This is a genomic window from Paraburkholderia edwinii, assembly GCF_019428685.1.
GTDB classification, from domain to species: Bacteria; Pseudomonadota; Gammaproteobacteria; order Burkholderiales; family Burkholderiaceae; genus Paraburkholderia; species Paraburkholderia edwinii.
Genome location: NZ_CP080095.1, coordinates 4,565,787 through 4,577,876 on the forward strand (window position 1 = coordinate 4,565,787; position 12,090 = coordinate 4,577,876).

Sequence of the window (12,090 nt, forward strand, 5' to 3'; positions counted from 1 at the left end):
CGCCCACGGCGACCGTGCGAAGACAGGCCGCATATGGTCAAATTCTAGCGCGCGGCGCCAAAGCGCAATTCAGTAGACGGCACAATATGGTTTTACCGGTGTCCGTGCGGGTGCTGCTGCCACCGCACACTGCGATCGTCGGCGCCAATCTGTTAGCAAGAGGGAGCGGAGTACAACCATGCCAGAACTTACCCATTTCGACGCGGCCGGCCAGGCGCATATGGTCGACGTCGGCGGTAAAGAGGAGACCCAACGCATCGCGATCGCGCGCGGCACGATCAGGATGCTGCCTGATACGTTCGCGCTGATTCGCGACGGCAATGCGAAGAAAGGCGACGTGATCGGTATCGCGCGCATTGCGGCGATTCAGGGCGCGAAACGCACGGCAGATCTGATTCCGCTATGTCACCCGCTTGCCTTGACGCGCGTGACCGTGAATTTCGAGCTCGACGACAAGCTGCCCGGTGTGCATTGCACCGCGCAAGTCGAAACGCGCGGACGGACCGGCGTCGAGATGGAAGCGCTGACCGCGGTGCAGGTCGGGTTGCTGACGGTCTACGACATGTGCAAGGCCGTGGACCGCGGAATGACCATCACCGACGTGCGCGTGCTGGAAAAGCATGGTGGGAAGTCGGGCGATTGGGTCGCCCCGGTTTGATCAACCGTCTTCGTCATCACCCTCGTCGTCCTGATTGATGTCTTTCGGCGGCGTCCCATACTTTTTCACAAGGTCCGCCTTGAAACCCGCGAGCGTCTTCTGTTCGTCGCACAGGCTATACAGCGAAGCCAGTTGCGACGGCCAGTCGTTGAGTTCTTCCGCGAAGAGCTTCAGACGCTCGACCGTATCGAACGCGCCTTGCATGTCGCCATTCAACGCCTGCAGCACCGCATAGCGGCGCAACACGGTTTCGCCCGGCAACAGCGCGATCGCCTGCTTGTGCATCTCGAGCTTGTACGGCAGGTTCATGCTGTTCATCGGCAGCAGCGTGGCCATCCCGTACTCGCCCCACGCGCCGAACAGGATCGACGGATGCGCCTCATACTCCTCGGCCGGGTGCGAGCCGTAGTACAGCACTTCCGCACGGTTATAGTCGCGCAGCACCGGATAGAGCGCGGCAAGCCCAAAGAACACGACGACCGAATAGATGCCGAGCGATACGCCGCCCGACACCCATCGCAGCGGCTTCGTATCGAGCAGCCCGAGGATAAACATCGACGGCAGCAGGAAGAACATGTACTGCTGCGGATACTCGACCAGCGCGTGCATGACGAGCACGCCGATGATCGCGAGCCCGAACACGCGAGCCGCCGTATGCGGTGCGAGCAGCACACGGACCAGCCACGCAAGCAAGCCGATCAGCACGATCGCGAAGCCGATCACACCGGTTTTCGCGAGCAGATCGATAAAGATATCGTGCGAATTGTTCGCGATCTCGACGTGGCCCAGTTCGCGCACGTAATCGAACTGGTAGCGCGGAAACTCACCCCAGCCGACGCCAAGCAGCGGATGGCCCTTGAACATGGTCCATCCGTATTTCCATAGCGCGAGACGCGGCGCAATTTGCCCCGCTTCCCTGAAGCGGTCCGCGGCCGACACCGCGAGGTCGAGGTGGTAGCGCACATTCGCCCAACGCACGATGACGTTGACGAGCACGAACAGCACTGCCAGCGCAAACGGAATCAGCCATTCCCGATCGCTACGGCGACGCTCCGGGTGGCGGCGCTTTTCGGCAAACGCCATCCACCAACCGGCAACAACGATCACGCCGGTTTGCAGCCACGGACCGCGCGAAACCGTCAACGCGAGACCCAACGAAAATATCGACGCCAGTACCGCCCAGACGATCACGTTCAAACGCCGCGTCTGCGCGAGGAACATCGCGCCCGCCATGCCGAATGCGATGCAAGTGGCCAGGTGATTCGCCTGCGCCATGTTGCCGAATGGACGGCGGTCGACCGTGATGTTGTACGCAACGACGAGCGGCGTGACCTTCACTTCGAGATGAAACAGCTGGATCAACTGGCAGAACACGGCAAAGAGCGCACCGATGATCAGTGCGCCGGCGCCGACACATAACACGGTCTCAGTGAGCTCGGCGCGATTGAATCCGAAGCCGATATGCACCGCCATAAACGCGGCAAGCAGGAACCCCGCGCCAAGCCAGTTCATCGACGGTTGCGCGAGGGGCAGTGCGAACGTTTGCGCGATCAGCACAATGCCGAACCCGAGCGGCACGAGCGCCACCGCCGGTGTGCGGAACGGAATGCGCGGGTGCGAGCTCCAGACCATCAGTGCGACCGCCGCGCCGGTCAGCAGATACAGAGACAGCGCGGTGTATTCCGCGTAGAACGTCGGGATCGGGTATGTATGGTTGACGACCGCATACGGCAGGATCAACGCACAGACCAGCAGGAACAGCGAAAGATAGCGTGCAAAAGTCGTGGGCATGAGCAATGTGAGACGTCGGCAACCGGCGCACTATACAAAAGTTTCCTCCCGCTGTGCGCCGGCTGTGCCGAAATACGCCGATGGGATTAACTGACCATGGCGCTATTGCAAGAACCGTGCATCAGGCGCGGCATTCAGGCGGAGCGAGATTCGACGGCAGCGTCGCGGCCTCCGCAGGCAACGGTCCCGCACCCGGCGCCGGCAACGACGATGCGTTCTTTCCGCCCGCAAAACATTCCCACGTCAACGCGCCCGGCTGCGCGGCGCCTTTCGCGAGGCCGACGCGCGCGGTCGGTGCATCCGCGCTGTCCGGCACCGACGGGACGAGCACGAGTGTGTTCGACGCCTCCGGCGCAACGCGTGTGGTGAAGGCGACGGTGATCTGCCCGCTGTCGTCGTCGACGTGAATCGTCTTCACGTTGCGCGTGCCCGGCGGCGACGTGTAGCCGCCTCCAAATGCGTTGCCGCTCGACGCGTTTTCGGCAACCGAGAGCCGCGCCGACACAGCGAGCGACAAGCCTTCCCCGACGCGGCTGCGCGCCAGATAGTCCTGATACGCGGGAATCGCGTATGACGCGATCACGCCGACAATCGCAAGCACGATCATCAGCTCGATCAGCGTAAAGCCATAGGCCGCGTAACAGGTGCGGGCGAGCCCGGAGGTCCATTGCCATCGGCCGTCAGGCGGACCGAAGCGGCGGCGTGCAAAAAGCGAAGACAGCGAAGCAAGTGAATAGGCAGCGACAGTAGCGATCATCGGCATAACTCCTCGAAACGAAAACGCCTGCCCCGGACATCAGGACAGGCGTGAAATCGTAGCGAGTTGCAGCGAGCTTACACAGTCAGCCGAACGGCATATATTCACGGCGCAAAAACTGCCGTAGAGTGGCGGCCGTGAACGCAGAGGCAGATTCGTTAGTGCGTCGAGTGACCGGCGAGACGGGCGTTGCGGCGCTTGACCAGATGGCCGGCGAGCACCACGAACAACGCACACGCGATGCTCATGCCGTACTCGGCAGCCGGCAAGTCGAGCACCGGCCAGCGGTCGCCGGCCGGGTCGTTGATGATGAGCCCGCCCGCGATCCAGCCGAGCAGCGCGGCGCCGAGCGTGATGACCACCGGGAAGCGGTCGAGCAGCCGCAGCACGAGCTGGCTGCCCCAGACGATCAGCGGAATGCTGACCGCGAGACCGAAGATCACAAGCGCAATGCGGTGCTGCGGGTCGGCCTGTTCCGCTGCGCCGGCAATCGCGATCACGTTGTCGAGGCTCATGACGGCGTCCGCGATGATGATCGTCTTGATCGCGGTGAGCAGCCTGTCGGCAGGCTTGATGTTCGCGTGTGCGTCGTGAGCGGGCGCGAGCAGGCGCACGCCGATCCACAACAACAGCAGGCCGCCCGCAAACTTGAGCAGCGGCACATCGAGCAGCGCGACCGCGAACACGATCAGCACGACGCGCAGCACGATCGCGCCCAGCGTCCCCCAGACAATGCCGCGTGTGCGTTGGGCGGGCGGCAGGTTGCGGCACGCGAGCGCGATCACGACCGCGTTATCGCCGCCGAGCAGGATGTCGATAACGATGATCTGGAAAACCGCGCCCCAATGGAGCGTCGCGAAGAAGTCGAGCATGAAAGCAGGATAGAAGGTTGCGGTAAAGGCGGGCAACAAAAAAGCGAGGGAGCGGCGCTCTCTCGCTTCGTGTGACGGACTTGACGTCTTACGAAAGAATTTCGTAAGAGTAGCAAAAAAATACGCCGGCGTACCTGGGAGGTACACCGGCGTATCGAGATGAAATGCTAGATAAAGCTATGAACCAGCCTGTGAAGCCTTAAGCAGAGAACCAGGAAACCGTGCGCCTTACAGCACCGACTTCAACAGACGCGCCATTTCCGACGGGTTCTTCGTGACCTTGATGCCGCAGGCGTCCATGATCTCGAGCTTGGCTTCAGCGGTATCCGCACCGCCCGAGATCAGCGCGCCAGCGTGGCCCATGCGCTTGCCCGGAGGCGCCGTCACGCCGGCGATGAAGCCGACCACCGGCTTCTTCATGTTGCCCTTGATCCACTGAGCGGCGTTCGCTTCGTCCGGACCGCCGATTTCGCCGATCATGATGACCGCATCCGTATCCGGATCGTCGTTGAACATCTTCATGACGTCGATGTGCTTGAGGCCGTTGATCGGGTCGCCGCCGATGCCGACTGCCGACGACTGGCCAAGGCCCAGCGCCGTCAGCTGACCGACCGCTTCGTACGTCAGCGTGCCCGAACGCGACACGACGCCGATGCGGCCCTTGCGGTGGATGTGGCCCGGCATGATGCCGATCTTCAGTTCGTCAGGCGTGATCGTGCCCGGGCAGTTCGGTCCGAGCAGCAGCGTCTTGCGGTTTTCGCGACGCATGCGGTCCTTGATCTCGATCATGTCGCGAACCGGAATGCCTTCCGTGATGCAGATCGCGAGATCGAGATCGGCTTCGACCGCTTCCCAGATCGCCGCAGCGGCGCCTGCCGGCGGCACGTAAATGACCGACACGGTCGCGCCCGTTTCAGACTTCGCTTCCTTGACGCTTGCGTAGATCGGAATGCCTTCGAAGTCTTCGCCGGCCTTCTTCGGGTTCACACCCGCGACGAACGCTTCGCGGCCGTTTGCGTACTCACGGCATGCGCGCGTATGGAACTGACCGGTCTTGCCGGTGATGCCCTGCGTGATGACCTTCGTGTCTTTGTTGATCAGAATCGACATGTATTGACCTCTGTTCGTTTGGCTTCGCGTCGCCGGCGCCGGGACAGATTCTGTCCAGCCTCGCCGCGCGCTCGCGCCGCCATTCGTATCCGGTGATGAGCGCGGTGGCCTTAAGCCTTCTTGCCCGACGCCGCTGCGACAACCTTCTGCGCAGCCTCTTCCATGCTGTCCGCCGCGATGATCGGCAGTCCCGATTCGGCAAGCATCTTCTTGCCGAGGTCCTCGTTCGTGCCCTTCATGCGCACGACGAGCGGCACCTTCAGCGACACCGCCTTCGACGCCGCGATCACGCCTTCCGCGATCACGTCGCAGCGCATGATGCCGCCGAAGATGTTGACGAGAATCGCCGTCAGGTTCGGGTTCTTCAGCATGATCTTGAACGCTTCGGTGACCTTCTCGGTCGTCGCACCACCGCCGACGTCGAGGAAGTTCGCCGGCTCGCCGCCGAACAGCTTGATCGTGTCCATGGTCGCCATCGCGAGGCCCGCGCCGTTCACGAGACAGCCGATGTTGCCGTCGAGCGAGATGTACGCGAGGTCGAATTTCGATGCTTCGACTTCAGCCGGATCTTCTTCGTCCAGATCGCGGTACGCGACGATTTCCGGATGGCGGAACAGCGCGTTCGAATCGAAGTTGAACTTCGCGTCGAGCGCGATCACCTTGCCGTCGCCGGTCAGGATCAGTGGGTTGATTTCGGCGAGCGATGCGTCGGTTTCCCAGAACGCCTTGTAGAGGCCTTGCAGAATCGCGCGCGCTTGCGGAATCGAAGCGTCGGGCACGCCGATCTTCTTCGCGAGACCGTCGGCTTCCGCGTCGAGCAGGCCCTTCGACGGATCCACGGCAACCTTGTGGATCGCATCCGGGTGCTTCTCGGCGACTTCTTCGATGTCCATGCCGCCTTCGCTTGACGCCATCACGACGACCTTCTGCGACACGCGATCGATCACGAGACCGACATACAGTTCCTTCTTGATGTCAGCGCCTTCTTCGATCAGCAGACGGTTGACCTTCTGGCCTTCCGGACCCGTCTGGTGCGTGACGAGCTGCATGCCGAGAATCTGGTTCGAAAACTCGCGCACCTGATCGAGCGACTTCGCGACCTTCACACCGCCGCCCTTGCCGCGACCGCCTGCGTGGATCTGAGCCTTCACGACCCACACCGGACCGCCCAGTTCCTCAGCGGCCTTGACCGCATCGTCCACCGAGAACACCGGCTTGCCGCGCGGTACCGCGACTCCGAATTTCCGCAGGATCTCTTTACCCTGGTACTCGTGAATCTTCATGCGTGATTCCCTTCAGTCTGAGAGTTGGATAGAACTTCTTTTCCGGCTGTCTCCTCGGCAGCTGCGTGCGCAGCTGGTGCGCCGGCGCTCTGCGCCTCGCGAGGCCGCAGCGAACGCGGCGCATGGCCGTACCAGCGCGGATAGAACTGTCGCACCGCCTCGCCATCGAATCGCAGCGTATGGCAGCGACCCAGCTGGAATGGCGGTTTATCGTTTGAAATTTCGTTTGAACCTGCGCCCGGATGGGCGTTTGAAGGTGTGCCCGATTGCGCATCGGCGCCTGCCTGCCCTGTCTCGCCGTCCTGCTCCGCGCCTGGCTTTGCGGTGTTCCACGCGTCGCCGACAAATGCCTGGATCGCTGCGGTCGGCACCACCGCGCAAAGCTCGGTGAGATGCGTGCAGCCGACGGTGCCGCCGAGCAAACGCGCGGCGTGACGACGGAAGTTATCGAGGAGATTGAGCCCGATGAGGGCGCGGTAGGCGGGATTGGATGCTTCGCAGAGACCTGGATACGGAACCCAGGCCGACGACGCTTCCGCGTCGACGACAGTGAGCTTGCGATCGATCGTGATGCGAAGCCAGAGTTCATGGATCGGCAGGCCGTTGGGCCGGACGCCCGACGCCAGTGCAGTGTCGCGCGGCTTGACGTCGGTGAGGCACGCCTCGATGTCCCACAACCCATCCGCACGCTCATAGGCATCCGCTCGGATTGCGCGGCGATGGCGCAATTGACGGGGCACTGGCGGGGAAAGCGGCATGCGAGGGGACAGGAGGCCGGATTTGGAAACCAGCGGATTTTAGCATATTGAGTTTCGGCGCTTCGGCTTGCCGGGTGCGGATCGGACACGCTTATCCGACCGGCGACCGGCGCGACCGCGCTGGATTTCGCAGCGAAAACGCCAGAACGCCTAGTCGGCGCTCCAGTCGTCGTCGAGGCCCTTGAGAATTTTGGAGACTACCGTTTGCGAAAATCCACGCGAGACGAGAAAGCGCGCCTGCTTGGCGCGCTCCGCGGGTGTTTCGGGAAGCTGGCCGTATTTCTTCTGCCAGACGGCGCGGGCGCGCGTGAGTTCGGTCTCGCGCAATTGCGCGGCGGTTTCTTCGATTAGCGTTGAACCGACGCCCTGCCGCTTCAGCTCGCCGACGATACGGTTCGCGCCCAGACGCGATGCGCGCCGGTGCACAAGGCTTTCGGTGAAACGTGAATCGGAGAGCCAGCCTTCCTGCTCGAGTGAATCGAGCAGCGTGTCGAGCGAATCGCTTTCTTCGACGAATGGCTGCAATTTGCGGGACAGTTCCGCGCGGCTGTGCTCGCGTCGCGACAGGTAGGCGAGCGCACGGCCCTTCAACGAGCGCGTTGGGCGCTGGCGTTGTGAGGCGGTGGAGGAAGAATCCGTTGCGCCAGTGCCAGGCTGGCGGCGCGAACGTGTGTAGGTGGTTTCGCCTTCGGCTGCCGTCGCCGTTGCGGCGCCCGAGGCATGGTCCGCGCGGCGGGAGCCGAAGCGCGGACCCGACGGGACGGCAGGCCCACGGCCTGCCGCCCGGTCATGTGCATCAAAAGACTCGAAGGGATCGAACGCGTCGACGGAGGCGTCGGCGGGGGAATTCCCCCCGTCGAGCGGGCCGCCCGAATCACCGCTTCCGAATCCGGCATTGCCGGACTCAGCCCCCGGTCGGCCCTTGCGCATCACGCGGTGCTTACTCTTCGTCCGCGACTTCCGCGTTGGCGTCCGCGCTGATCACGCCATCAGACGGCATGGCATTGACGCCGAGCGATTCGCGAATGCGGTTTTCGATTTCGCGCGCGATGTCCGGGTTCTCGCGCAGGAATTCGCGCGCGTTGTCCTTACCCTGACCGATACGCTCACCGTTGTAGCTGTACCAGGCGCCCGCCTTGTCGACGATCTTCGCCTGCACGCCCAAGTCGATGATTTCACCCTGACGCGAAATACCCTCGCCGTACAGGATGTCGAAAATCGCTTCGCGGAATGGTGGCGACACCTTGTTCTTCACCACCTTGACGCGCGTTTCGTTGCCGATCACTTCGTCGTTCTTCTTGATCGAACCGATGCGGCGAATGTCGAGACGCACCGACGCGTAGAACTTCAGCGCGTTACCACCGGTGGTGGTTTCCGGATTGCCGAACATCACGCCGATCTTCATGCGGATCTGGTTGATGAAGATAACGAGGCAGTTCGTGCGCTTGATCGTGCCGGTGAGCTTGCGCAGCGCCTGCGACATCAGACGCGCTTGCAGACCCGGCAGCGAATCGCCCATCTCGCCTTCGATTTCGGCCTTCGGCACAAGCGCCGCGACCGAGTCGATGACGATCATGTCGATCGAACCCGAGCGCACGAGCGCGTCTGCGATTTCGAGCGCCTGTTCGCCGGTATCGGGCTGCGACACGAGCAGGTCCGACACATTCACGCCGAGCTTGCCCGCGTACTGGATGTCCAGCGCGTGTTCCGCATCGATAAACGCCGCCGTGCCGCCGAGCTTCTGCATTTCTGCGACGACTTGCAGCGTCAGTGTGGTCTTACCCGACGATTCCGGCCCGTAGATCTCGACCACCCGGCCGCGCGGCAGACCGCCGACGCCCAATGCGATGTCGAGGCCGAGCGACCCGGTGGAAACCACCTGAATGTCTTCGACCGCCTCACCTGCGCCGAGCCGCATGACCGACCCTTTGCCGAACTGCTTTTCGATCTGCGCGAGCGCGGCAGCAAGCGCCTTGCTCTTTTCAGCCGTCAGTCCAGCCGAGCCTTTCTTGCTTTCTTCCATGAATCGTCCTTTGCTATGATGAACGGCGCCTGTGCAGGCTGTGCGCGCCCCTCCCTATAGATACAATCCGGGCGACACGACAGACGCAGATACTGTATAAAAAAACAGTGGTTTTGGCAAGCCCAATTAACCGCCCGATTGACGCAAATCCAACGCAAACCTCCAGGAAAATGAGCGCAACTCGTTGAGCGAAATTCGCGAGCGTGCACGCCTGCGTAAACACGCATGGCCAATCGGCTGCCAACCCCACCACAATCAGGTTTCAAAGAGACGCTGCGCGCCGGACACACCGGTGCCGGCATGACTGCCAGCGCATCATGCGAATTCTTATTGCCGAAGACGACAGCATACTCGCGGATGGTCTGATTCGATCACTCCGCCAATCGGCATACGCCGTTGACCATGTGAAGAACGGCGTCGAGGCGGATACCGCGCTGTCGATGCAGACTTTCGACCTGCTGATTCTCGATCTGGGCCTGCCGCGCATGTCCGGGCTCGAGGTGTTGCGCCGCCTGCGCGCGCGCAATTCGAACCTGCCGGTGCTGATCCTGACGGCGGCCGATAGCGTCGACGAACGCGTCAAAGGTCTCGACCTCGGCGCCGACGACTACATGGCCAAACCGTTCGCCCTCAACGAACTCGAAGCACGCGTGCGCGCGCTCACGCGCCGCGGCGCGGGCGGCGGTCCCACCGTCGTGCGGCATGGGTCGCTGTCGTTCGATCAGGTCGGGCGCATCGCCTATGTGAATGAGCAGGTGATCGATCTGTCCGCGCGCGAGTTGGGCTTGCTCGAAGTGCTGCTGCAGCGGATCGGCCGGCTCGTGTCGAAGGAACAGCTCGTCGATCACCTGTGCGAATGGGGCGAGGAAGTCAGCAACAACGCGATCGAAGTCTACGTGCACCGGCTGCGCAAGAAGATCGAGCCGAGCGGCGTGCGCATCATCACGGTGCGCGGCCTCGGCTACTGCCTCGAAAAAGCCGCGCCAGCGCCCGCCGCCGCACAATCACCTGACCCCGCCGCATCGGCTGCGATGCCGGCGAGTCATCACTTCAAGTAAACCGAAACCAGCGCCATGTCCGCCCGCGCAGATCGCGCCACGGCTGCTCCGGCGCACGCGGCGAACCTCGACGAAGACCGCGACGCCCGCTACGAGAATCCGTTCGCGCCGCCCGACGAAACCGAAGCGGCAGCGGAGACGCGGCCACGGTCGCTATTCGGCGAAATTCTGGACTGGATGCTCGCGCCGCTGCTGTTGCTATGGCCGATGAGCATCGCCGTCACGTACCTCGTGGCGAAGTCGATAGCGAATGCGCCGTTCGACCGCGCGCTGGAAACCGATGCGTACGTGCTCGCGCGACAGATCCAACCGGTGAACGGCGTGGCCGAACTGAAGCTGCCCGATGCGACGAGCGACTTCCTGCGCTCGGACAATATAGACCGCGTGTTCTATCAAGTGCTCGGCACGCGCGGCGAACTCGTCGGCGGCGAGCGCGACATGCCGCTGCCGCACGAGGACGACCGGCCGCAGCCCGGCATCGTCGAATTCCGCGACGACATGCTGCACGGCAACGACATTCGCGTCGCCTACACGACCGTCGAATTCCCGCAGACGCAAGGTGCGCAGCCTGTGCTCGTGCAGGTCGCCGAGACGCTCGATAAACGCAGCGCGCTCGCGAACGACATCATCAAAGGCGTGATCCTGCCGCAGTTCGTGATCCTGCCGCTTGCGATCGTGCTGGTCTGGTTCGGGCTGTCGCGCGGGCTGGCGCCGCTGCATGCGTTGCAATCGCATATTCGCGCGCGGCGCCCGGACGATCTGTCGCCGCTCGAAGCGCGGCGCGCGCCGCCCGAAATCGAACCGCTTGTCACCTCGTTCAACGATTTGCTGACGCGCCTCGAGCAAAACATGGAGCTGCAAAAGCGCTTTATCGCCGACGCCGCGCATCAGATGAAGACGCCGCTCGCCGGCTTGCGCACGCAGGCCGAACTCGCGCTGCGCCAGGACGTGCCGGCCGAAGTGCAACGCTCGCTGCAGCAGATCGCGACGAGTTCCGAGCACGCGGCGCGGCTCGTCACGCAATTGCTTGCATTAGCGCGCGCGGAAAACCGCATGTCGGGCCAGGTGTTCACACCGGTCGAAGTCACCGATGTCGCGCGCCATGCGGTCCGCGACTGGGTGCAGGCCGCGCTCGCGAAACAGATGGACCTCGGCTACGAAGGCCCGGACGTACCCGTCGAAGTGGAAGGCAACCCCGTGATGCTGCGAGAGATGCTGTCGAATCTGATCGACAACGCGATCCGCTACACGCCGCCCGGCGGACGCGTGACGGTGCGCGTGCGCGAAGAGCCGCCGCACGATGCGCCGCATTGGGTTCATCTCGAAGTGGAGGACACGGGCCTTGGCATCCCGGCCGCGGAACGCGAGCGCGTGGTCGAGCGCTTCTACCGGATACTGGGCCGCGAAGGCGACGGCAGCGGTTTGGGCCTCGCGATCGTCCGCGAGATTGCGACGATGCACGGCGGCACGCTGACCATCGACGACAACGTCTATCAGGCGTCGCCACGGCTCGCCGGCACGCTTGTGCGGGTCAGTTTGAGGGCACGCGGACGCGCACGGGACTTACCCTAACTGTCAGGAAACCCCGAAAAAGACCACCGCATCAAATCCGCACGTTATGCGAAATTTACGCGATGATCGATGAACTTAAGAGAACATAGAGGCAATTTCTAGAATCCACCGGCAACACAATCAGACAAATCTGAGTCAGTAGGCCGTAAGTTTCCACTCCAATAATCGGGGGCACGGATCGCCCGACCGGGGGACCGCGCACACATAT

At 62.9% G+C, this 12,090-nt stretch carries 11 protein-coding genes; 3 read left to right on the forward strand and 8 right to left on the reverse strand.

Features of this window, described 5'->3' with window-relative positions; translation table 11 throughout:
- Positions 1–178 precede the first annotated feature (178 nt).
- Complete coding sequence (gene moaC / locus KZJ38_RS20265; RefSeq protein ID WP_219797930.1) at positions 179–658, forward strand: cyclic pyranopterin monophosphate synthase MoaC; 480 nt, start codon at positions 179–181, stop codon at positions 656–658.
- Here moaC and KZJ38_RS20270 read toward each other — a convergent pair whose 3' ends face one another.
- The 8 genes from KZJ38_RS20270 to recA all read right to left on the reverse strand — a co-directional run bounded on the left by KZJ38_RS20270 (position 659) and on the right by recA (position 9,252).
- Positions 659–2,449 carry a PglL family O-oligosaccharyltransferase gene (locus KZJ38_RS20270; RefSeq protein WP_219797931.1) on the reverse strand — a complete coding sequence of 597 codons (1,791 nt, stop codon included), beginning with the start codon at positions 2,447–2,449 and terminating at the stop codon, positions 659–661.
- A gap of 121 nt (positions 2,450–2,570) precedes the next feature.
- The gene (locus tag KZJ38_RS20275; protein WP_219797932.1) at positions 2,571–3,206 is read right to left on the reverse strand and encodes a pilin; all 636 of its coding nucleotides are present in this window, start codon (positions 3,204–3,206) and stop codon (positions 2,571–2,573) included.
- Positions 3,207–3,364: 158 nt separating this feature from the next.
- Positions 3,365–4,078 carry a TerC family protein gene (locus KZJ38_RS20280; RefSeq protein ID WP_219797933.1) on the reverse strand — a complete coding sequence of 238 codons (714 nt, stop codon included), beginning with the start codon at positions 4,076–4,078 and terminating at the stop codon, positions 3,365–3,367.
- A gap of 228 nt (positions 4,079–4,306) precedes the next feature.
- Complete coding sequence (gene sucD / locus KZJ38_RS20285) at positions 4,307–5,188, reverse strand: succinate--CoA ligase subunit alpha (protein WP_219797934.1); 882 nt, start codon at positions 5,186–5,188, stop codon at positions 4,307–4,309.
- A gap of 110 nt (positions 5,189–5,298) precedes the next feature.
- Entirely contained in the window at positions 5,299–6,471 is a 1,173-nt protein-coding gene (sucC, locus tag KZJ38_RS20290; RefSeq protein ID WP_219797935.1) for an ADP-forming succinate--CoA ligase subunit beta, read from the reverse strand.
- Entirely contained in the window at positions 6,468–7,229 is a 762-nt protein-coding gene (locus tag KZJ38_RS20295) for a DUF2889 domain-containing protein (protein ID WP_219797936.1), read from the reverse strand. Before KZJ38_RS20295 ends, sucC begins: the two co-directional genes overlap by 4 nt.
- 150 nt (positions 7,230–7,379) lie before the next feature.
- Positions 7,380–8,159 (reverse strand): recombination regulator RecX, encoded by a 780-nt coding sequence (gene recX / locus KZJ38_RS20300; protein ID WP_219797937.1) that lies wholly within the window; start codon positions 8,157–8,159, stop codon positions 7,380–7,382.
- A 10-nt stretch (positions 8,160–8,169) separates the two neighbouring features.
- Entirely contained in the window at positions 8,170–9,252 is a 1,083-nt protein-coding gene (gene recA / locus KZJ38_RS20305) for a recombinase RecA (protein WP_219797938.1), read from the reverse strand.
- A 317-nt stretch (positions 9,253–9,569) separates the two neighbouring features.
- Between recA and KZJ38_RS20310 the strand changes: the two genes are divergently transcribed.
- A complete protein-coding gene (locus KZJ38_RS20310) occupies positions 9,570–10,310 on the forward strand; it encodes a response regulator transcription factor (RefSeq protein WP_219797939.1) in 741 nt (246 codons plus the stop codon).
- A 15-nt stretch (positions 10,311–10,325) separates the two neighbouring features.
- Entirely contained in the window at positions 10,326–11,882 is a 1,557-nt protein-coding gene (locus tag KZJ38_RS20315; protein WP_219797940.1) for a sensor histidine kinase, read from the forward strand.
- Positions 11,883–12,090 lie beyond the last annotated feature (208 nt).